This window comes from Bradyrhizobium sp. STM 3561 (assembly GCF_045571455.1).
Lineage (GTDB): Bacteria > Pseudomonadota > Alphaproteobacteria > Rhizobiales > Xanthobacteraceae > Bradyrhizobium > Bradyrhizobium vignae.
Map to the genome: position 1 here is coordinate 1899668 of NZ_CP120695.1, position 21250 is coordinate 1920917.

Annotated in this window: 18 protein-coding genes and 1 riboswitch; of the genes, 10 read left to right on the forward strand and 8 right to left on the reverse strand. The window is 65.5% G+C overall.

Going from position 1 to position 21250, the window contains the following annotated elements; all coding sequences use genetic code 11:
* Positions 1–934 precede the first annotated feature (934 nt).
* Positions 935–1261 carry a nuclear transport factor 2 family protein gene (locus P6U28_RS08580; protein WP_122404007.1) on the reverse strand — a complete coding sequence of 109 codons (327 nt, stop codon included), beginning with the start codon at positions 1259–1261 and terminating at the stop codon, positions 935–937.
* A gap of 161 nt (positions 1262–1422) precedes the next feature.
* On the opposite strand from P6U28_RS08580, the gene P6U28_RS08585 reads away from it, so the two are divergent.
* A complete protein-coding gene (locus P6U28_RS08585) occupies positions 1423–5040 on the forward strand; it encodes a LuxR C-terminal-related transcriptional regulator (protein WP_407122056.1) in 3618 nt (1205 codons plus the stop codon).
* A 48-nt stretch (positions 5041–5088) separates the two neighbouring features.
* Here P6U28_RS08585 and P6U28_RS08590 read toward each other — a convergent pair whose 3' ends face one another.
* Both P6U28_RS08590 and P6U28_RS08595 read right to left on the reverse strand, forming a co-directional pair.
* Complete coding sequence (locus P6U28_RS08590; RefSeq protein WP_407122057.1) at positions 5089–5715, reverse strand: alpha/beta hydrolase; 627 nt, start codon at positions 5713–5715, stop codon at positions 5089–5091.
* Entirely contained in the window at positions 5712–6650 is a 939-nt protein-coding gene (locus P6U28_RS08595; RefSeq protein WP_122404004.1) for a ring-cleaving dioxygenase, read from the reverse strand. The genes P6U28_RS08590 and P6U28_RS08595 overlap by 4 nt, the downstream gene beginning before the upstream one ends.
* 128 nt (positions 6651–6778) lie before the next feature.
* Here P6U28_RS08595 and P6U28_RS08600 point away from each other — a divergent pair, with 128 nt between their 5' ends.
* On the forward strand, positions 6779–7708 hold the full coding sequence (locus tag P6U28_RS08600) for a LysR family transcriptional regulator (RefSeq protein ID WP_162500347.1): 930 nt from the start codon (positions 6779–6781) through the stop codon (positions 7706–7708).
* 206 nt (positions 7709–7914) lie between these two features.
* Positions 7915–8286 (forward strand): hypothetical protein, encoded by a 372-nt coding sequence (locus P6U28_RS08605; protein ID WP_160118839.1) that lies wholly within the window; start codon positions 7915–7917, stop codon positions 8284–8286.
* 100 nt (positions 8287–8386) lie between these two features.
* On the opposite strand, the gene bluB is transcribed toward P6U28_RS08605, so the two are convergent.
* From bluB to cobU, 3 genes are read right to left on the reverse strand one after another with little or no spacing between them, the layout of a single operon-like run.
* Positions 8387–9019 (reverse strand): 5,6-dimethylbenzimidazole synthase, encoded by a 633-nt coding sequence (gene bluB, locus P6U28_RS08610; protein WP_129144295.1) that lies wholly within the window; start codon positions 9017–9019, stop codon positions 8387–8389.
* Positions 9020–9023: 4 nt separating this feature from the next.
* The gene (gene cobS, locus P6U28_RS08615) at positions 9024–9806 is read right to left on the reverse strand and encodes an adenosylcobinamide-GDP ribazoletransferase (protein ID WP_407122059.1); all 783 of its coding nucleotides are present in this window, start codon (positions 9804–9806) and stop codon (positions 9024–9026) included.
* A complete protein-coding gene (gene cobU, locus P6U28_RS08620) occupies positions 9803–10306 on the reverse strand; it encodes a bifunctional adenosylcobinamide kinase/adenosylcobinamide-phosphate guanylyltransferase (protein WP_122404001.1) in 504 nt (167 codons plus the stop codon). The genes cobS and cobU overlap by 4 nt, the downstream gene beginning before the upstream one ends.
* Before the next feature lie 120 nt (positions 10307–10426).
* Here cobU and cbiB point away from each other — a divergent pair, with 120 nt between their 5' ends.
* Positions 10427–11368 (forward strand): adenosylcobinamide-phosphate synthase CbiB, encoded by a 942-nt coding sequence (gene cbiB, locus P6U28_RS08625; protein ID WP_162500346.1) that lies wholly within the window; start codon positions 10427–10429, stop codon positions 11366–11368.
* Positions 11369–11379: 11 nt separating this feature from the next.
* Entirely contained in the window at positions 11380–12345 is a 966-nt protein-coding gene (gene cobD, locus P6U28_RS08630) for a threonine-phosphate decarboxylase CobD (RefSeq protein ID WP_407122061.1), read from the forward strand.
* Here the strand turns inward: cobD and P6U28_RS08635 are convergent.
* Both P6U28_RS08635 and cobO read right to left on the reverse strand, forming a co-directional pair.
* Positions 12334–13785, reverse strand: a complete 1452-nt coding sequence (locus P6U28_RS08635) for a cobyric acid synthase (protein WP_122403999.1) — start codon at positions 13783–13785, stop codon at positions 12334–12336. The two genes, cobD and P6U28_RS08635, sit on opposite strands and share 12 nt — an antisense overlap.
* Before the next feature lie 4 nt (positions 13786–13789).
* The gene (cobO, locus tag P6U28_RS08640; RefSeq protein ID WP_122403998.1) at positions 13790–14425 is read right to left on the reverse strand and encodes a cob(I)yrinic acid a,c-diamide adenosyltransferase; all 636 of its coding nucleotides are present in this window, start codon (positions 14423–14425) and stop codon (positions 13790–13792) included.
* 40 nt (positions 14426–14465) lie between these two features.
* Positions 14466–14686: riboswitch (cobalamin riboswitch) on the forward strand.
* A 95-nt stretch (positions 14687–14781) separates the two neighbouring features.
* Between cobO and P6U28_RS08645 the strand changes: the two genes are divergently transcribed.
* Genes P6U28_RS08645 through P6U28_RS08665 form a run of 5 tightly spaced genes read left to right on the forward strand, consistent with a single transcriptional unit; the run spans position 14782 to position 21248 of the window.
* Positions 14782–15156 carry a DUF1636 domain-containing protein gene (locus P6U28_RS08645; protein WP_122403997.1) on the forward strand — a complete coding sequence of 125 codons (375 nt, stop codon included), beginning with the start codon at positions 14782–14784 and terminating at the stop codon, positions 15154–15156.
* Entirely contained in the window at positions 15153–16202 is a 1050-nt protein-coding gene (cobW, locus tag P6U28_RS08650; protein ID WP_122403996.1) for a cobalamin biosynthesis protein CobW, read from the forward strand. The genes P6U28_RS08645 and cobW overlap by 4 nt, the downstream gene beginning before the upstream one ends.
* Positions 16202–19459: a cobaltochelatase subunit CobN gene (gene cobN, locus P6U28_RS08655; RefSeq protein ID WP_407122062.1), complete on the forward strand. Its 3258-nt coding sequence runs from the start codon at positions 16202–16204 to the stop codon at positions 19457–19459. Before cobW ends, cobN begins: the two co-directional genes overlap by 1 nt.
* Positions 19456–20619: a precorrin-3B synthase gene (gene cobG, locus P6U28_RS08660; RefSeq protein ID WP_122403994.1), complete on the forward strand. Its 1164-nt coding sequence runs from the start codon at positions 19456–19458 to the stop codon at positions 20617–20619. The genes cobN and cobG overlap by 4 nt, the downstream gene beginning before the upstream one ends.
* Positions 20619–21248: a precorrin-8X methylmutase gene (locus P6U28_RS08665; RefSeq protein ID WP_122403993.1), complete on the forward strand. Its 630-nt coding sequence runs from the start codon at positions 20619–20621 to the stop codon at positions 21246–21248. The genes cobG and P6U28_RS08665 overlap by 1 nt, the downstream gene beginning before the upstream one ends.
* Positions 21249–21250 lie beyond the last annotated feature (2 nt).

The following is a 21250-nucleotide window of genomic DNA, read 5'->3' on the forward strand; positions in this document are numbered from 1 at the left end:
GACCTCTCCCAGCACTTACTTGACCGCAGGACGAAACGTTGAACATTCGCCGGTACCATCGATCGGGCCCGGTCCAGCATCCTCTTAGATGCTGGGTGCGTGATCGAGTCAGCTCCAACTGCGTTGGTGATTTTTCATCGCTAGTGATTCAGGCTTGCTTCACGGCTCTCGGAAAAGTGTTTCGCAAGGGCGGATTTCGGTTTCATGCCATTTGCGCGACGAGTCCAAAGGCTAAGCAGAATACCGTTCGTGGACGTGCCAAGGGGAGTGGGTGATCCTAAGCGGCCTTTCGGCCCTCATATGAGGCAATGAGCCTGACGTATTGAAAGCCGATTTTTCACCATGGTAGATTACCACTTTATCCCGATTGGTTTGAAGCCGTCCTGTAGTGCTTTTTTGTACTGTGGAGGACATTTATGCGAAGCTCTCGCGCAATCCTTTATTTGCAACGACTTGGTGAACTCGCCTCTCAGCTCTCAGAACTGGAAGATCTTCGAAGTCTAGTCGCAGATGCAGAGCGCGCCGCCCGCGGTGCGCCTGCATTGCGCTCCAGACGCCATGCTTCGCGCTCCCTCCGAGGTTGTGATCTCGGCGCCTCGTCGGTCCGTCTCCGTCGCTACTCGCCACCAAGCAGAGGTGCAGGAGGTCTCAGGCCCCCTCACAACGACAACCAAATCGATTGGATGTTGCTTGCGCCATTTCCCGACGGATGGTGGGCTTCCCCCTAAGCTCTTCAACGGCTGCTAGTGAATCAAGTTTTCTCGTCCGCTTATTGCCCATCGCGGCCAACACCGCCCGCTGCCTAACCGTCAGCGATGAGGGGTAGACCGGGTGCGGCCGAGCTTCGCACCAAACCGTCGAGAATGACCCATTTGAGACTCTCGGATTTGCGCCAAGGACGTCCGCCAAGCAGATTGGCGCCGGACCCGCAGCTCTAGTGTGAGGGACCGCAGCTCAGCTCCTTGATCCTCCCGGCGGCGTCAAACGCAAAATGCGCAGTCATGACACCAGTACTGGTGCTGTACGAGATAATGATGCTGTCCTGGGAGAGATTGAGATCGTCCAACTTGCCTGCCGGATAGTCTCGGAGGCGCTCGACCCAATAGGCACGAAGTGCCTCGCGGCCGGTAATGGTTTTGGCGCCGCCACAGCCGCAATGAACCACGGCATCTTCGGCATACATGTCCAGGATCGCCTCGAGATCGCCCGCGCGATAGGCATCGAGCCAGTCAATCGCAACGGCCATCGGGTCAAATGACATATTTTTTCTTTTTTCTCACCTAAACGCCGTCAAAGCTTGCGACTTTAGGTAGGGTTAACCCCGCTAAGCCTCTTTCTCCGAGCAGTTAATTGTATTTTAATACCCTCACCCGGCCCCGGCCATATGCCGAAACTCATAGATGCCGGGCCGAGGCAGAGTCCATGTTAGACGTGACTGCCAAGCAGGGGATATCCGCGCGCATCCGGCTCGTGATCGGAGATCGACAACCGATCGTGCTACAGGGGCTGAGATCGGTGCTCGGGGCACAGCATGACTTCGACGTCGTCGCATCGTCCAGCGACGGGACGAGCTGTCTCGAGGCAATCCGGAACTTGGCGCCCGACATCGCGCTTCTTGCTGACACCCTGCCAGATCTGACGGCAACCGAGATCCTCGCGATTGCGAAAGCTGAGAACCTTGCCACGCGCCTGGTGTTCTTTACCGAGTCCGAATCCGACCGCGGTCTAACCGCAGCGATCGCTGCCGGCACCTGCTGCGCAATTTCGAAGTATGCCTCCCCCGACAGCATGCTGCGATCACTGCGGCTGATGATGAAGCGCAGTGTCTCGCCCGAGCAGTTCGAGCTCTCGCCAACCGGCAACGACGCTGACGGGGGCAGCAAAATTGAGAAAATGCTGGAGCTCTTGACGCAGCGCGAACGTCAAATTGTACGACTAGTGTCGGAAGGAATGTCGAACAAGGAGATCGCGCGCCAGCTGGACGTTTCTCCAGGAACAGTCAAAGTACACCTCTACAATATATTTCAGAAGCTTGAGATCACCAACAGAACCGTACTCGCGACCCTCGCGTTGCTGCAGCGCCCCTCCGGCTTCGGCACGCTCGCGTTGGCCTTTCTGGCGATCGCCATCGCGGACGAACTCAAGGCGTCGGAAGCGAACGATATGCTTCCGAATGACGACGGCATCGGCCACGCGGGAGAGCACGCCGAATATGAGCCTTGGAAAAAAGCCATTCTCCGCCACCTCGTCGTCTGGGAATCCTCCGAGCCGCCTCCGCTCATCCAGCGAGAGTTTTCTGCCAAGCTGAGCCGAGTCACGAGCCCGGCGGCGGCAACGGAGGCGCTGCACGCGGCCGAACAATCCGCAGGCGCGAAAGCGTGGAAAGACCACGGTCCTGCTGGATCGAGCGCGTCGAATCTTGCTCCGCTCTCGCTGCGGGGAATGAACGGCATACAGATTGGAGGTGACCCGACCCCGGAACATCAAATCCCGCGGCCTGCGTCCAATCCGACGTCGGTTCACGGAGAGTATGGCACCTTCGCCGCTCTCGCCGGCGCGCTGATCTACGCGCTGCACGATCCTCATCTCGCCGCCGCGCAGACGCATGACGCGGCTCATGGGTCGATCGACAGCTTCCAGGCCGTCAGCGGAGAGAATGCCACCACGAAAGTTGCCGCGATCAACAATGCTGACGCTCATCATGTCGACAACTCGGTCGCGGGTTTCCCTTCGCACGAGGCCCACCTGCCTTCCGCGTTCCTGACCACTGGAAACGATGGCGTCGCCGGAGAAGGCGCTCGGAGCCAAATGAGCGATGACGCCGCGGGTGACAACCTCCAAAAAACGTCCGGCTTGGTGGAGCTTGGTCACGATGCCAGTCTTGGCAGAGATGGCCGCGATCAACTGACGGGCGGCAACGTTGAAAAGGTTGTTCACCGTTCCTCGACCGATTCCAGTGCCACCTCGTCCGACGTTGTGTTCGATTTCGCATCCGGGCCGAGCAGGATCAATCTTGCAGCTTTCGGAGCGCTTGCCTGGTTGCATATGACCGCGGCAAGCAAGTCCATACCGCCACACACACTCGCCTGGATCTACGACTCCGCAAGCAATGAAACGATCGTCTATGTGAATCCGACCGATCATGTTCTCGATGTCGGGGATCGCAGCCTGCTGGAAATCCATCTGCAGGGGATTGTGTCCATTGCGGACGCGGATCCCGTCCATCAGCTGGAAGGCACGGCTGTCGCGATCACCTTGGAGGAGCTCGAAGGAGCGCTGATATCGGTGGCCGCAACCGATGAGACTGTCCAGAGTGCGGACAATGTCCATGGCATCGTCGGCGAGGACACAGCCGGGGCGGATGGAGTCTGGAACACACTCGCCGACGACGGCTTGAGGTTTCACTTCGGGCAGACGCGGGCCGGTTCAGGAGCGTCGACGAAGTTCAGGACCGTCACCGCCGATTCGGCGGCTGCAACGGAAGAGAGGGATGGTGCCTCTCACGTCTCGGTCCGCGGTTCATCAATCGAGCCTGCTCATAGCGCGATGGCTGCGGCAGCTGGAAATCTCACGTTCAAGAGTGAGCCGGAGAAGGCGGACACCGGCATTTTGTCGCCTGTGCCGAACGAGGTGGTCGGACCGAGCGTCGCAGCGGCCGCTGACGCGGACCGCGGCAACTCGCAGCACGCATCGGAGCCAGAGTCTGCAAAGCCGGCAGCCACGGAGTCGGCTAAAGCCGACTCCAAACCGGGCAAAGGCGACGGCAATGAAGCCGAGCATCACGCTTCGGCTTCGAAGGCCACGCCGGGGTCGGCGAAGAAGGCAGAACCAGGTGGCGCGGAACACGGCAATTCGGGGCACGATTCACGCTCAGCCGCTGCAAGCGCACCGGCAGCATCCGAGATCGTCGAACCGGGTGTCGCAATGGCCGACACCAAGGGCCGCGGTAACTCCGAGCACGCTTCGGAGCCGGGGTCTGCACAGGCGGCCACAGGGTTGACTGAAAAGGGCAACGGCGTCGGCAATGGCGCCGAGCATCACGCTCCGGCTTCGGACGCTTCGCGAGGTTCGGCGAAGACGGCAGAGCAAGGTGGCGTGGCACACGGCCATTCGGGGCACGATTCACACTCACCCGCTGCAAACGCATCGGAGGCAGCCGAGATCGTCGGACCGAGCGTCGCAACCGCCGAGAAGGCGGGCCACAGTAACGCGCACCACGCCGAGCCAGGCTCTGCGAAGGCGGCAGCCGCAGAGATGGACGAAGCGAGGTCCGCACCGGGCAGCGGCGCAGGTAATGACAATGGGCATCATTCCTCGGCTTCGGACGGTTCGCGAGGGGCGGCGAAGACGGCAGAACCAAGCGGCGTCGAACATGGCAACTCGGGCCACGATCCACACCCAAGCCCTGCAAACGCACCGGAAGCAGCCGAGACCGCCGAACCGAGCGTCGCAACGACCGACGGCGCGGGCCGCGGTAATTCGCAGCACAGTTCGGAGCCAGGGTCTGCAAAGCTAGCGGCCACGGAGTTGACTGAAGCTGGTTTCACACCGGGCAATGGCGCCGAGCATCACGCTCCGGCTTCGGATGCTGCGAGCGCGTCAGCCGCAGTGGCGACGGCAGAACCGGCCGCCGCGGCACACGGCAGCTCGGGGCACTCAACCGCTGCAAACACGCCGGAAGCAGGCGAGATTGCTGCACCGAGTGTTGCAGCCGGCGGTGACGCTGGAGGCGGAAACGCGCAGCAGGCTGCGCAATCTGCTGCATCAGAAGCCGCACAGCCGGCTAAAGCTGCTTCCAAGATCGGCGGCGCGGATCAAGAACTGGTGTTCCGCTTCGATGGTGAGACAGCTCCTTCCACTTCCGTCGCGGCAGTCGAGCTTAAACGAGTTCATGATCCGCACGTTCCGCTCGGTCAGGAAGGAGACCTCGAGATGATCGTCAAAATGGCGCCTCAGGCCCCGGTCGAGCACACCGCCGACCACGGCACTAATGGTCCGCATCACGGCATTGTACCCGCGCCTCACGACTTGCTGATTTGAAGCGTTGCATCGCGGCGCACCGTTCGAAAACGATGCGCCGCCATGTGATCATGCGGCCTCGGCGTCGACCTTGCCGATCCAGTCGCGGGCCAAAGTCACGTCGGCTTGTGACAATTGATGGCCAGCCGGCAGGACCTCGTGCGTCACGATCGCGCCTGCTTGCGAGAGCAGAGCCGCTAGCCGTGCCGAGTTGCTCGCCGGCACGATCGGATCGCCCTGTCCCGAGAGGAGCAGAACGGGCTTGCCTGCAAGGTCGGCGTTCGGCGGATCCGACAGCGGCACCATGGCGCGCAGCAGGATCGCGCCGGACAACACCTCGGGCTTCAGCAGCAACAGCGTGGCTGCAATGTTGGCGCCGTTGGAGAAGCCGACCGCGACCGGCGCGGCGATGCCATATTGCTTCCGCGCCTCCGCGACGAACTCGCCGAGCTCGATCGCGCGTCGCCGCACGTCCGCCTCGTCGAACACGCCTTCAGCCAGACGCCGGAAGAAGCGCGGCATGCCGTGCTCGAGCACGCGGCCGCGCGGCGAGAGCAGGGCCGAGCCGGGCGAGATCATCTTGCCGAGCCCGAGCAGGTCGTTCTCGTCGCCGCCGGTGCCGTGCAGCAGCAGCAGAGGAGGAGAGCCCGCGTTGATCGCGGGCTCGAAGCGATGGATGAATGCGGTTTCGGTCATGACGCGGTCTCTTCCAGGCTCGGCAAGACCCCTTCGATCTGCTTCCGATGTTGTTCGAGGAAGCTCGGCAGCTTCAGGTCACGTCCGAGCGTGGCGACGGGCTCGTCGACGGCGAAGCCGGGGATGTCGGTCGCGATCTCGAACAGCACGCCGCCGGGCTCGCGGAAGTAGATCGAGCGGAAGTAGTTGCGGTCGCGCTGCTCGGTCGGGTGCAGGCCGTGATTGCTCACGAGCCTCGCGGCCATCTTGCTCTGTTCGGCATCGTCGGCCGCACGGAAGGCAATGTGGTGCACCGAGCCGCCGCCCTGATGTCCCCGCAGGAAACCCTTGGCCTCGTAGATGTCGACGATGCTGCCTTCGGCATCGCCCGGCGCCTTGAAGCGGATCACCAAGCCTTCTCGTCCCATTTCCTTGAAGCCGAACACGTCGGTGAGGACGGCAGCCGTCTTCGCCGCGCTGTCGAGCAGCAAAGTCACCCCGTGGAAGCCGCGGATCGCGTGCTCGGCCGGCACGTCGCCATTGCTCCAGCCGGGCTCGTTCTCCGCGCCGGGGATGCCGACGAGGGCCAGCGCCATGCCATCGGGGTCGGTGAACGGCAGCACGGACTCGCCGAAGCGCTTCTCCAGCGCCTCGTAGCGAATGCCCTTCTCGGTAAAGCGCTGCGTCCAATAGCCGAGCGAGCGTTGCGGCACGCGGAAGGCGGTCTGATGGGTCTCGCCGACGCCGCGGCGCCCGGCCGGAACGCCGGCCCAGGGGAAGAAGGTCAGGATCGTGCCGGGGCGGCCGGTCTCGTCGCCATAATAGAAGTGATAGGTGCCCGGATCGTCGAAATTGACCGTCTTCTTGACGAAGCGCAGCCCGAGATCCCGGGTGTAGAAGCCGAAATTGCGGATGGGGTCTCCGGCGATCGCGGTGACATGGTGCAGTCCAGACATTGTCGTCCTCCAGATTCGGGAAGCGGTCTTGCTCTGCGTGGAAATATCGTTGCGCTTTGGATTGGAGACAATCCATGCAAATATGACGGCTATGTCTACGATTTGGAAACAATCTGCGGGGTCGCCCCTTGGATAAGCTCGGCAGCCTTCGGGCCTTCGTGAAGGTGGTCGAAAGCGGCAGCTTTGCCGAGGCCGGTCGGCAGCTGCGGCTGTCGCGCTCGGCGATCAGCAAATACATCGCAGATCTCGAGGAGAGCCTCGGGGTCCAGCTCCTGAACCGGACCACGCGGCACGCGAGTCCGACCGAGAACGGCCAGCGCTACTTCGAGCGCGCGGTCGTGATCCTCTCGGAGATCGAGGCGGCCGACCAGGCGGTGACGCAGGCCCAGTCGGCGCCGCGCGGGCTGCTCCGCGTCAATGCGCCGATGTCGTTCGGCACCATGCGGCTCGGGCCGGTGCTGGCCGATTTCATGGCGCGTTATCCCGAGCTTCAGCTTCAGATCGTGCTCAGCGACGATCTGCTCGATCCCGTCCAGGATGGATTCGACGTGACGCTGCGGATCGCGGAGCTGGAATCGTCCAGCTTGATCGCGCGCAAAATCATGCCGGTGGCGCGCATGATCTGCGCTTCGCCGGATTATCTCGCGCGGCATGGCACACCAAAGCATCCGCAGGATCTGCGTGAGCACGCTTCACTCACCTACGGCTTCCTGCTCACGGGCAACCAGTGGAAGCTTACCGGCAGTGACGGCGACCACTGGATCCAGCCGGCCTGGTCGCTCTGCGTCAATAACGCCGAAGTGCTGCGCGACGTCGCGATCAAGGGCAGGGGGCTGGCGCTGCTGCCGGAGTTCATCGCCGCCGATGCTTTCCGGAAGGGCGAACTGCGCGTTGTGCTGAACGACTATTCTGCGCCGCCGCTCGCGCTCTACGCGGTATATCCGCCGACGCGGCATTTATCGGTGAAGGTGCGGCTGTTCATCGATTTCCTCGTCGAGCGGTTTGGGCGCGACGTGGACGAAGCCGGCGGGCGCAGACGCGCGGAGGCTGGGCCGTGAACTACCGAAGAGCGCCTTCGAAGCAAGCCTTGGTCAGCTTGATCAGATCGCCCGTTTCGACGCACGTGTGGGTGTTGGCCCGGCCGACGGCACATCGCCGGCCGGGCGACCTGCTGAAGAAGAATTGGGGGCGCAAGATTGATCCTGTACCAGCTGGTTGGATGCAGTCCGCAGCCCGGCCTGGGCGCTGATTTGCTGTGACGACCATGTCACGGACCGACGCGGTCACCCCACTGGTCCCGATCGTAGGCCTGCAGGATGCGGACAAAATCAGCCATGCTGGATTGATCTCGGTGTTCGGCCACAGCGGCCACCTGAATATCGGATGCAGGCTGGTTCGCCTGCCAAAACCGTACGAGGAGATCGGCGATGTTTCTCATGGCGTTCTCTCAGCACCAACTGTGACGGTCGACACCAAGAGCGGCATCCTGCCGCTCGATCAGGAGTCCGGCGGGCGCTACGCCGCCGGACCTGTCTTGCAATTGCCGGCTCGCGGGACCGGTTCCGTTGCCCTTCACTGTGTGCTCGTAGATAGCAAGAGCACTTGGTTGTCGCCATTGTGCGGGGGTATGTCGTGAACATACTGACGTAGGGTCAGCCGCTATGCGGCGACTTTGGTCGCGCGAGCGCTGCTCGCGGGGCGGAGCAGGTCGATCTGAAGCCGTTCGAGCGCTGGGCCTAGCGGCGCAGCGTGAACTCGTCGGCGCCTCGTCGATGCTCCCACTTCGCCTGCTCCAGCTCGGGCCGGTCGCATTCGGCTTCCGGATAGCCGATGCAGAGATAGGCGATGAATTTCCAGGAGTGCGGCACATCGAGAATGGCGTGGATCCGATCCGGGCTCAGGATCGACACCCAGCCGATGCCGATACCGTCGGCGCGCGCGGAAAGCCACATCGCCGTGATGGCGGCGACCACGGAATATTCTGTTGTCTCCGGCATGGTCGCACGGCCGAGGCCATGACCGATGCTGCTGGCCTTGTCCGCGAACACGGCGAGATGACCGGGAGCCTGTTCGAGGCCTGACAATTTCAGCGTGGCGTATCGCGCTGCGCGGTCGCCGAAATAACAATTCAGCGCGTCGGCATTGCATGCCTTGAAATCGTCGGTCACGGCCCGGCGCCGCGCGGCGTCATCGACAGTGACGAAGCGCCAGGGCTGGCTGAGGCCGACCGAAGGCGAGAGGCAGGCCGTCTCGATCAGGCGTTCAATTGCACCCTCCGGCAATGGATCGCTGCGAAAGCGGCGCACGTCGCGACGCCACACAAACAGCTCGCGCAAGTGCTGGCGGAAGGTATCGTCGAACTCGACCATGAGGTCAGCGTCCCATCTGGAAGGAGGCGGCCACGAGCAGGATCAGGATCTCGCCCGTCTGCTCGAACGCGCCGAGGACGTCGCCGGTCTGCCCGCCGATCTGGCGGATGGCAAGCCGCGCCAGCATGAGGCCGGCAAGCGATAGCAGGATCAGTCCGACCAGCGCCTTGACCGGCCCCAACGCCAGGGCAAGCGCGAGCGTTCCAAGCGCGAAGGCAATGGCGATGCTGCCGCCCGGCGGCGCTCCGGCGCTGGCCGATAGGCCGTCAGGTCTCGCAGGCGGCACCAGCGACATGAAGGCCGGCACGCCGGCGCGGGCAGCAGTTTGCGCCGCGCACAGTGCGAACGCGACGGCGAGGGGATCGGCGATGGTCGCGAGCGCACCCCAGCGCAAGCCGAACGACAGGATCAGTGCGCAGACGCCATAGGTCCCGATCCGGCTGTCGCGCATGATCTCGAGCTTGCGCTCACGCGTACGGCCGCCGCCGAGTCCGTCCGCGGTATCGGCAAGCCCGTCCTCGTGCAGCGCGCCGGTGATGAGGGCGGTCGTCGCCAGCGCGAGCAGGGCGGCAAGGTTCGGTGTCAGTCCGAACCGGATGGAGATCTTGTAGACCAAGGCGCCGGCGAGGCCGACCAGCAGTCCCGCGACGGGTAGCGCCCAGGTCGCGCGCGCGATCGCTCCGTCACCGGCGGGCTTCGACGATGCGACGGGCAGGATCGTCACGAATGATGCTGCGATTCGAAGATCGGCGACGACGTCCCGCAAGAGTTCGGCGCGCGGCATCATTTCAGTTTCATCGGCAGGCCGGCGACGACGAATTCGACCTCGTCAGCGACATCGGCAATGATCTGATTCATGATCCCGGCGGCATCGCGGAAGCTGCGCGCCAGTGCGTTGTCGGGCACGATGCCGAGGCCGACCTCGTTGGTGACGAGAACAGCCGGGCTCTTCAGCCGGGGCAGGGCGCCGGCAAGCGCATTCACCTCGTGCTCCCAGTCGCGCTCCGCATGCATCAGGTTGGAGAGCCAGAGTGTCAGGCAGTCCACCAGCCGTGCGCCGCCGCCATCGGTTGCGAGCAGCGCGGGCACGAGATCAAGCGGCACCTCGCGCTCGATCCAATCGCTTCCGCGCCGCGCGCGGTGTCTTGCGATGCGTTCCTCCATTTCGCCATCGAGCGCCTCGGCCGTCGCGATGTAGACCGGCTGGCCGGGAAAGGCGCGCGTGCGCGTTTCCGCACGCTTGCTCTTGCCCGATCGCGCTCCGCCCGTGATCAAGATGGTGGTCATCAAGGTCTCCCGTGAGCCTGACTAACCATCAATCGTGACCAAAGACAAAGCCGAAATCACGGGGCGAGGGGCTTGCGCTCCGCCCTCGCTTTGCGCAACAGGGGCGGACAGGAGGCGGGTGTGGGCTTTGCGGGTGCGATGGTGGTGGCGATGGCGGTGGATGCCCTTCTGGGCTGGCCCGCCCCGCTGTTCGCGCGGATCGGCCATCCCGTCACCTGGCTCGGCCGGCTGATTGCCGCCATCGACGCCGCCTGGAATCGTGCGTCCGATCCGCCGGCGTGGCGCCGAGCTGCTGGCGTCGCCGGAGCACTGGTGGTGATTGCGCTCTCAGTTGCGCTCGGCTGGATCGTTCAATCGGTGCTCTCGCTGGGCTGGATCCAGATCATGTTGATTGGCATCCTGGCCTGGCCATTGGTCGCGCTGCGCTCGCTCCATGATCACGTTGCCGCCGTCGCGATGCCGTTGCAGGCGGGCGACATCGCCGCCGCACGCGAGGCGGTATCGCGCATCGTCGGCCGCGATCCCACAGCGCTCGATGAAGCCGGCATCGCGCGCGCGGCGATCGAGAGCCTTGCCGAGAACTCCTCCGACGGCATCGTCGCGCCGGTGTTCTGGGGCGCGCTGTTCGGTCTGCCCGGCATCTTCGGCTACAAGGCCATCAACACGCTGGACTCCATGATCGGTCATCGCAGCGAACGACATGAAGCCTTTGGGTGGGCGGCGGCGCGCATCGACGATCTCGCCAATTTCATTCCGGCGCGCCTGACCGGATTCCTGTTCGTGCTGCTGGCGTCAAGGCGATCGGAGGCGCTGTCGTGCATGGCGCGCGATGCGCGCCGGCATCGTTCGCCGAATGCCGGCTGGCCGGAAGCGGCGATGGCGGGGGCGCTCGGCGTGCGGCTCAGTGGTCCCCGCATCTACCACGGCAGCGCGACCGACGAGCCCTGGCTGAACCAAGGCGCGCGCGATCCGCGCGCCGCCGATATCACGGAGGCGCTGACGGTCTACCGCCGCGCCATGATGCTGCTCGCCGCCCTCCTTGCGATCCTCGCCTTCGCGTGACAGAACGAGGCATGCGCGAGCACGGTGGAAATCTCGATCTGGCCCAGCAGCGGTTTGGCGGCCGCGCGGAGGATTGGATCGATCTGTCGACGGGGATCAATCGGTTGCCTTATCCCGTGGGCGAGGTGAACTCGCGCGCGTGGAGCGCGCTGCCGTCGCGCGCCGAGACCGATGCCTTGCATCAGGCCGCGCGGCAGGCCTATCGCACGCGTGCACCGGTCGTTGCGATGGGCGGCGCGCAAGCCGCCATTCAATTGCTGCCACGCCTGACGTCGCCCGGTCGCGCGCGCATCCTTGCGCCGACCTACAATGAATATGCAGGGGTGCTGTCGGCTGCAGGCTGGGATGTCCAGGAGGTGACGGAGCTCGATGCGCTGGCGGGCGCGGATCTCGCCATCGTTGTCAATCCCAACAATCCCGATGGCCGGCGTCATTCGCCAAAGGATCTGCTCGCACTGCTGCCGCGTGTCGGCCGCCTCGTGATCGACGAGAGCTTTGCCGATGCCGTTCCGCAATTATCGCTTGCGCCGGAGGCGGATCGGCCGGGACTATTGGTGCTGCGCTCGTTCGGAAAATTTTATGGTCTTGCCGGCCTCCGGCTTGGCTTCGCAATCGGCAATGCGGCCGACGTTGTGAAGCTTACGGCGATGACGGGTCCATGGCCGGTGTCGGGCGCGGCGATTGCGATCGGCTGCCGGGCTTTGCGCGATGATGCCTGGGCCGAGGCCACGTCGGCGCGGCTCGCCCGCGACTGTGTTCGTCTCGACACCATGGTGCTGTCGCAAGGCTGGCGGCTCGTCGGCGGGACGCCGCTGTTTCGTCTTTACCAGACCCCCGACGCGCTAGCCGCGCAGGAGAGGCTCGCGCGTGGCCAGATATGGTCCCGCGTCTTTGCGCAAACGCCAGCATGGCTGCGCCTCGGGCTTCCCGGCAGCGAAGCCGAATGGGCGCGCCTTGGCGAGGTCCTAGCGCGCTAGCGCGAGCAGGCCTTCGACGTCGAGATGCTTTTCGATGTGATCGGCCAGCGCCTCGAGCGCGCTCTCGATCCTGGCATGATAGGGCTCTTCGCCCGCGGGAATGTCGAGCTTGGCCAAAAATGCCTTGCGGAAATCATCCGACGTGAACAGGCCATGCAGATAGCTGCCTTGCACGCGGCCATCCGGCGAGATCGCGCCTTCCGGCTCGCCATTCAGCTTCGCGAACGGGCGGACGCGATCGGGGCCGTCGGTGCGGCCGATGTGGATCTCATAGGCCTCGATCGGCTGCTCTGTGACGGCATGCGCGGCCGCGACGCGCGTCAGCGTCTTCTGCGGGCTCATCACGGTCTCGACATCGAGAAGCCCGAGGCCCGGCGTGTCGCCCGCCGGACCTTCGATGCCGTCGGGATCGGCCACGCTGCGGCCGAGCATCTGATAGCCGCCGCAGAGGCCGAGCACATGGCCGCCGCGACGATGGTGCGCGAGCAGATCGATGTCCCAGCCCTGCGCGCGCAGGAAGGCGAGATCGCCGCGGGTGGATTTCGAGCCGGGGATGATGACAAGCCTGACATCGCCGGGAATTGCTTCGCCCGGACGGACCATGACGAGATCGACGCCTGGTTCGAGCTTGAGCGGATCGAGATCGTCGAAATTGGCAATGCGCGACAGTGCGAGGCAGGCGATCTTGCACTGGCCCGGCTTGCGCGCATCGCTCAGGCCCAGCGCGTCCTCGGCTGGCAGCTCGCCGGCGCGCGCGAACCAGGGCAGCACGCCGAGGCCACGCCACGACGTCTTCTGTTCGATCAGCCTGTAGCCGTCGTCGAACAACGTGGGGTCGCCGCGGAACTTGTTGATGACAAAGCCACAGATCATCGCGGCATCGTCGGGGTCGATCACCGTCTTGATGCCGACGAGCTGGGCGATGACGCCGCCGCGATCGATGTCGCCGATCAGCACCACCGGCACGTCCGCCTTGCGGGCGAAGCCCATATTGGCGATGTCGGACTTGCGCAGGTTCACCTCCGCCGGACTGCCGGCGCCTTCCACCAGCACGAGATCGGCGCGCGCCTTCAGGCGCTCAAAACTCTCCAACACCGCGCTCATCAGCGAGGGCTTCATTGCGGCATAGTCGCGAGCTCGCGCAGTTGCGATGCGCTTGCCGTGGACGACGATTTGTGCGCCGACGTCGGTCTCTGGCTTCAGCAGCACCGGGTTCATGTCGGTGTGCGGCTCGACGCCGGCGGCGAGCGCCTGGAGCGCCTGGGCGCGGCCGATCTCGCCGCCATCGACGGTGACGGCGGCATTGTTGGACATGTTCTGCGGCTTGAACGGGAGCACGCGCAGGCCGCGGCGCGTGAAGGCGCGGGCAAGACCGGCGACGATGAGCGATTTGCCCACGTCCGAGCCGGCGCCCTGGATCATCAATGCGCGCGCCGTCATGCCTTCAGAACTCGATGCCGGCCTGCGCTTTGATGCCGGAGCGGAAGGGGTGCTTGACCAGCGTCATCTCGGTCACGAGGTCTGCGATCTCGATCAGCTCGTCCTTGGCGTTGCGTCCGGTGAGCACGACATGCGTCATCGGCGGCTTCTGCGTCCTCAGGAACTCGACGACCTCGGCGATGTCGAGATAGTCGTAGCGCAGCGCTATGTTGATCTCGTCGAGCACGACCATGCGCAAGTGCTCGTCGAGAATCAGCTCCTTGGCCTTCTCCCAGCCGGCGCGTGCGGCGGCGATGTCGCGGGCGCGGTCCTGCGTCTCCCAGGTGAAGCCTTCGCCCATGGCGTGGAACTGGCAGAGATCGCCGAAATGGCCGGTGAGCAGGCGTCGCTCGCCGGTATCCCAGGCGCCCTTGATGAACTGCACGACCGCGCAGGGCAAGCCGTGGGCGACGCAGCGGACGATCATGCCGAAGGCAGAGGAGGATTTTCCCTTGCCGGCACCGGTGTGGACGATGATGAGGCCCTTTTCGCCGCTCTTGGTCGCCATGATCTTGTCGCGGGCAGCCTTCTTCTTCGCCATTTTCTGGGCGTGCCGGGTGTCGGTTTCCTCAGCTGTTTGGGTATCCGGTTCAGGCGTCATCGGTCCCGGTCCTTCGGCTTGACAAGTGGCGGCCACCGGCAAATGGTGGCCGGGCGTTGGTTCCTGTCCTATGACAGGCGAAGAGGGAATGCGATAGGGTCCGAATCGGCAAGATTTGGGTCCAAAATGCAGCCGCCCCCGCGACCGTGACCGGAGAGATGCCCGAAGCCACTGATTCCCTTGGAATCGGGAAGGCGGGGATCGAAGGGCGAAAACCCTGCTCCGCAAGCCGGGAGACCTGCCAGCGCGAACGTGTTTTGGACCGGCGGACGGGGTGTTCCGCGACGGGGAAGCGGGCCCTCAGGAGAACGGTCCGCGCGCCTCATCGCCTCCCGCTGTTTATCCTGGAAGAGGCGATGACCGTCACACTTCACGTCTGCATCACCTGCCGCGCCGGCCAGACGCTCGGCGAGGGCGACACGACGCCTGGCAAGCGCCTGCATGGTGCGATCCTCGAGGCCGGCGTGCCCGATGGCGTCAGCGTGGTTCCCGTCGAATGCCTGTCGGCCTGCAGCCAGGGCTGCTCGGTCGCGCTCAGCGCGCCCGGCCGCTGGTCCTATGTCTATGGCCGTCTGTCGGATGCCAACGCGCGCGACGTGGTCGCGGGTGCTGCGGCCTATGCCGCCGCGCCTGATGGCATCGTGCCCTGGCGCAGCCGGCCGGAAATCTTCCGCAAGCAGTCGCTTGCCCGCATTCCCCCCATTGCCGTCGTGCCGGAGGCCGCTGAATGAACTCGCTCGCAAAAGTCCCGGTCACGGTGGTCACGGGTTTTCTCGGCTCCGGCAAGACCACGCTGATCCAGCATCTGCTGACCAATGCCAACGGCAAGAAGCTCGCCGTGCTCGTCAACGAGTTCGGCAGCGAGGGGGTCGATGGCGAGATCCTGAAATCCTGCGCCGACGCCAATTGCCCGGAGGAGAACATCGTCGAGCTCGCCAATGGCTGCATCTGCTGCACCGTGGCCGACGATTTTATTCCGACCATGGAGCAATTGCTGGCGCGCCCGGTGCGGCCCGATCACATCCTGATCGAGACTTCGGGCCTGGCGCTGCCGAAGCCGTTGCTCAAGGCGTTCGACTGGCCGGAGATCCGCTCGCGCATCACGGTCGATGGCGTGATCGCGCTGGCCGATGCCGAGGCTGTCGCGGCCGGCCGGTTCGCGCCAGATCCGGCGGCCGTCGAAGCGCAGCGCGCGGCGGACGAAAATCTGGATCACGAGACGCCGCTGTCGGAAGTGTTCGAGGACCAGATCGCCTGCGCCGATATCGTGCTGCTGACCAAGGCTGATCTTGCGGGCGCGGCGGGCATCGAAGCCGCAAAGGCCGCGATCGCTGCCGAGATGCCGCGCCGCGTGCCCATGCTGCCGATCACCGACGGCGCGATCGATGCGCGCGTCATCCTCGGCATCGGCGCTGCCGCGGAGAACGACCTCGCCGCGCGCCCCTCGCATCATGACGGCGAAGAGGAGCACGAGCACGACGATTTCGCCTCTGTCGTGATCGATCTTCCGGAAGTGGCGGACGTCGATGCGTTGGTCGCATCCGTCCAGAAGCTGGCCCGCGAGCAGAACGTGCTGCGCGCCAAGGGCTACATCGCGGTCGCCGGCAAGCCGATGCGGCTGTTGCTGCAGGCGGTCGGAGAGCGCGTGCGCCATCAGTTCGACAGGCCCTGGGGCGCAGGTCTCAGACAGTCAAAGCTGGTCGTGATCGGCGAGCATGGCGACATCGACGAGGCTGCGATCAGGGCAGGACTTGCTCTTTCAGGATCTGGTATCTGATGCACGTCGTCTTCCGCGAGAGCCGCGGTCTCGAGGAGACCGCGACGCCAAGAGACATCGGCCAGGACCCGGCCGATCTCGTGGTGCTCTCGTATTCGGATTCCGATCTCGCCGCGTTCGCGGCCGGCTGGCGGCGTGGCCGCCACAGCCTGCTGTCGCTGCGGCTCGCGAATCTTGCGGAGCTGCGTCACCCGCTGTCGGTGGACACCTATATCGAGCGCACGCTGTCGCAGGCACGCGGCATTCTGGTGCGCCTGATCGGCGGCGAATCCTATTGGCCGTATGGGCTGGCGGCCCTGCAACAGCTCGCCAAGGACCGCAATATCGTGCTGGCCGTGCTGCCGGGCGATGGGCGCGGCGACCCGCGGCTCGATGCATACTCGACGCTGCCAGTCTCGACGCTGCGTCGGCTCAAGGTGCTGTGCGATACCGGCGGCCCCGTTGCCGCTCAAGCCGCGATCGCGCAGCTTGCGTTGGCTTCGGGCCTCTATGCAGGGCCGGTCACCGGCGAGATGACCGTGCCCGAGATGGGTTTTTATGATCCCGTTCGTGGCGTCATCACCGCCCCTGCGGCTACCAAGGGAAAACCGGGCGCGCTCGTCGCCTTCTATCGTTCCTATCTCACCGCCGCGGACACTGGCCCGGTCGACGCGCTGATCGTGGCGCTGCGCGAGAAGGGGTTTGACGCGCACGGCGTGTTCGTTACCTCGCTGAAGGCTGCGGGCGTCGCCGATTGGCTGCGCGCGTATCTCGCGCAAAATCCAGCGGCCGCGATCGTCAATGCGACGGCGTTTTCCGCGATCGGCGACGACGGCACCACGCCGTTCGATGCCGCGTGTCCGGTGTTTCAGGTCGCACTCTCGACGGCGCGGCGCGAGGATTGGGCGGAATCGCTGCGCGGCCTCTCGCCCGGCGATCTCGCGATGCATGTGGTGCTGCCCGAGGTCGACGGCCGCTTGTTCGCGGGCGTGGTGAGCTTCAAATCGGCCGCTGAGCGCGATCCGGAGTTGCAGTTCTCGCACCTGGCGCACAGGCCGGATGAAGAACGTGTGAAGGCCGTCGCCGCGCGCGTCGCGGCCTGGCGGGGCCTTGCCGAGAAGCCGGCCGGCGAGAAGCGGCTGGCGATCGTGCTCTCGAATTATCCGGGACGTCCGCACCAGATCGCGCATGCGGTCGGTCTCGATGCGCTGGCCTCGGTCGAGGCCTTGGTGTCCGATCTCGCGGAAGTGGGCTTCGAGGTTGCGCCGGTCGACGCGCTCGGCGAGACGCTGCTGAGGCAGCAGCTCACTTGGCGTGTTGCCGATTATCGCGCGGCGCTCGCGCGCATGCCGCAATCCTTGCAGGAATCCTTGCAGGACGATCTCGCCCAGGCCTGGGGAGCGGTGGAGGATGATCCGAGCTGCCGCGACGGCGCGTTCCACTTCGCCGCAATTCAGTGCGGCCGCTCGATCATCGCAGTTCAGCCCGAGCGCGGCGATGCGGCCTCGCGCGATGCCGATTATCACGATCTCGCCCGCACACCGCGCCATGCCTATGTCGCGTTCTACCTCTGGCTCAGGCAGCAGGGCTGTGATGCCGTCGTACATATGGGCGCGCATGGCACGCTGGAGTGGTTGCCGGGAAAATCCGTGGCGCTGTCAACGAGCTGCTGGCCGGAGGCATTGATCGGCGATCTCCCCGTCATCTATCCCTTCATTGTCAACGATCCCGGCGAGGCCGCGCAGGCCAAGCGGCGCATCGGAGCGGTGACGATCGGCCATCTGCCGCCGCCCCTCGAAAGCTCCGCCGTGCCGGAAGGGCTGCGCCGCCTCGAACGGCTCCTTGACGAATATTCGACCGCCGACGGTCTCGATCCCGCCCGTCGCCAGCGCCTGATCGCGGCGATCCGCGACGAGGCGCGAGCGGCCGGCCTCGAAGAGGATCTCGGCCTCGATGCATCGGCAGCACCGGCCGAAGCCATTCCACGGATCGATCGCTTCGTCTGCGACCTCAAGGAAAGCCAGTTCGGCGACGGCTTGCACGTGTTCGGGCGCGGCGCCTGCGGCGAGGCGGAGCGGGATGCGCTGCTTGCTGCACTGGCAGGCCGGCGCGTTGCGCCGGGGCCGTCGGGCTCACCCTATCGCGGACGTCAGGACGTCTTGCCGACCGGGCGCAATCTCTTCGCCGTCGATCCGCGCGCGGTGCCGACGCCGTCGGCGCATGCGCAAGGAATCAAGCTCGCCGAAGAGCTGCTGCGCCGCCATCTGCAGGATCACGGCGATTGGCCGAAGGGCCTCGTCGTCGATCTCTGGGGCTCGGCGACGATGCGTACCGCGGGCGAGGAGTTCGCGATGGCGCTGCATCTGGCCGGCCTTGCGCCGCGCTGGGATCACGCTTCCGGCCGCGTCACCGGTTACGACATCATCGCGCCGGCCGAGCTCGGTCGCCCCCGCATCGATGTCACGCTGCGGGTGTCGGGCCTGTTCCGCGATGTCTTCGCAGGCCTTGCGCAATTGTTCGAAGCCGCCTCCGAGGCGCTCGCGGCGCGCGACGAGGAGGGCGATGAGAACCCTTATCGCCAACGCACCTCCCGCGTGTTCGCGCCGCGTCCCGGACAATACGGCGTCGGCCTTTCCGCGATCCCGGATGCCTTCACGCCCGAGACCCGCCAAGCAGCCGGCGAAGCGTGGCTGTCGGCGTCGTCCTGGGCATTCTCGGTGGATGGTACAATGCAGCCGGATCGCGCAGGGATCGAATCGCGGCTCGCATCCGCGGACGCTTTTGTCCATATCCAGGACTTGCCCGAAACCGACCTTCTGCTCGCCGCCGACTACGCCGCGCATGAAGCAGGCGTCGCTGCGGCTGCAGCTCACCTCGGTGCAGGCGCGCCTTCGCTCTATCATCTCGATGCGACACGGCCCAGCGAGCCGCATGCGCGCACGCTGACGGAGGAAATTTCACGTGTCGTCCGGGCACGCGCGGCCAATCCGGCCTGGATCGCCGGCATGATGCGTCACGGTTTTCGTGGCGCCGCCGAGATCACCGCGACGCTGGAGCACATGGCCGCCTTCGCCCATCTCGCCGGCGCCGTGCCGCCGCATTTGTTCGATCTCTATTACGACGCGACATTCGGCAACGACGAGGTCCGCGCCTTCATGGCCCGCGAAAATCCGGCGGCCCTTGCCGCGATGGAGACGTGCTTCACCCGCCTGCATGAAGCTTCACTCTGGCGAACCCGCCGCAATTCGATCGCGGCGGCACTGCGGGAGGCCTCATGAGCGCGGCGGCAGTCAAGGGCTGGTGTCCCGGCGCGCTGCGCCCGATGCTGTCGGGCGACGGGCTCGTCGTCCGTGTGCGTCCGTTTGGCGGGCGCCTTGAAGCACCACAGATCTCCGGGCTTGCGGATCTGGCCGAGCGCTTCGGCAACGGCCTGATCGACGTCACAAGCCGGGCCAATCTGCAGATCAGGGGCGTGAAGGAGGACGGCCATCGGCCGTTGCTCGATGGTCTTGCGCGATTGGCATTGCTCGATCCCGACACCGATATCGAGGCCAGGCGCAACATCCTGGTGACGCCGTTCTGGAGCAGCGGTGACGAGACGCAGTCGCTCGCCGCGGAGCTCGAGGAGGCGCTCGCCGAATCCGGCCTCGTGCTTCCCACCAAGTTCGGCTTCGCCGTCGACGATGGCCGATCGCGCGTTCTGGCCGGCGATTCCGCCGACATCCGCATCGAGCGCGACCGCTCGGGCCGCCTCCTTGTGCGGGCCGACGGCGCAAGGCTCGGCCGCTGCGTCGAACGCGGACAGGCCGTGAGCGCGGCGCTGGCGCTCGCAAGCTGGTTCCTCATCTCCGGCGGCGCGAGGGGTGGGCGAGCGCGCATGGCAGCCCACATCGCATCCGGCGCGACGTTGCCTCAATCGCTGCGCGGCGAGACCGAGCCTGCGCCCGTGATGGCCGCAGCGCGGCCCGGGCCCTATCCGCAAGGCGCGATGGTTGGCGTCGCGTTCGGACAAATGCTGCACGCGACGCTCCGTCAGTTCTCAGGTTACGGACATGCGCTGCGCATGACTCCCTGGCGGATGGTGCTAAGCGAGGGCAATCGCGAGATGCCGAGCGGGGCGGGCCTCATCACCGAGCCGTATGATCCGGCGCTGCGCGTCATAGCCTGCAGCGGCGCGCCGCGCTGCCGGGAAGCCCATGCCGATACGCGCGCGCTCGCAGCAGCGCTCGCCCCGCGCATTGCCGCCGATGGGCGGCTCCACGTTTCCGGCTGCCGCAAGGGCTGCGCCCATTCCGGAACGGCTGCGGTCACGCTGATCGCGACGCGCGCCGGATTCGATCTCGTCCGCGATGGCTCGACGCGCGATGAGCCGGTGCTGCGCGGGCTGAGCGGCGCGGATATCGTCAGCGATCCCTCCATCCTGGTCGGAGGGAACTGATGCCGCACACCTACGAGACCGACGGCGCGGCGATCTACCGGCAATCCTTTGCCACCATTCGGGCCGAGGCCGATCTTGCGCGCTTTACGCCCGACGAGGAGCCGGTGGTGGTGCGGATGATCCACGCTGCCGGCATGGTCGGCCTCGAGGCGCATATCCGCTTCACGCCTGGCATGGCGATCGCCGCGCGCGCGGCCTTGCAGAAGGGCGCGCCGATCCTGTGCGATGCGCGCATGGTATCGGAGGGCATCACGCGTGCCAGATTGCCTGCGGCCAATGCCGTGATCTGCACGCTCGGAGACGAGTCCGTTCCTGCGCTCGCGCACTCCATGCGCAACACACGTTCGGCCGCCGCACTGGAGCTGTGGCGGCCGCATCTGGGCGGCGCGATCGTCGCGATCGGCAATGCGCCGACCGCGCTGTTTCATCTGCTCAACATGCTGGAGGATCGCGACTGCCCGCGGCCGGCAGCGATCATCGGCTGCCCCGTCGGCTTCGTCGGCGCCGCCGAATCCAAGGCCGCGCTGATGGCCGATCCGCCGGCGCCGGCACTGACGGTCGAAGGGCGCCTCGGCGGCTCTGCGATCACGGTCGCCGCCGTCAACGCGCTGGCGAGCCGGAGCGAATAGCC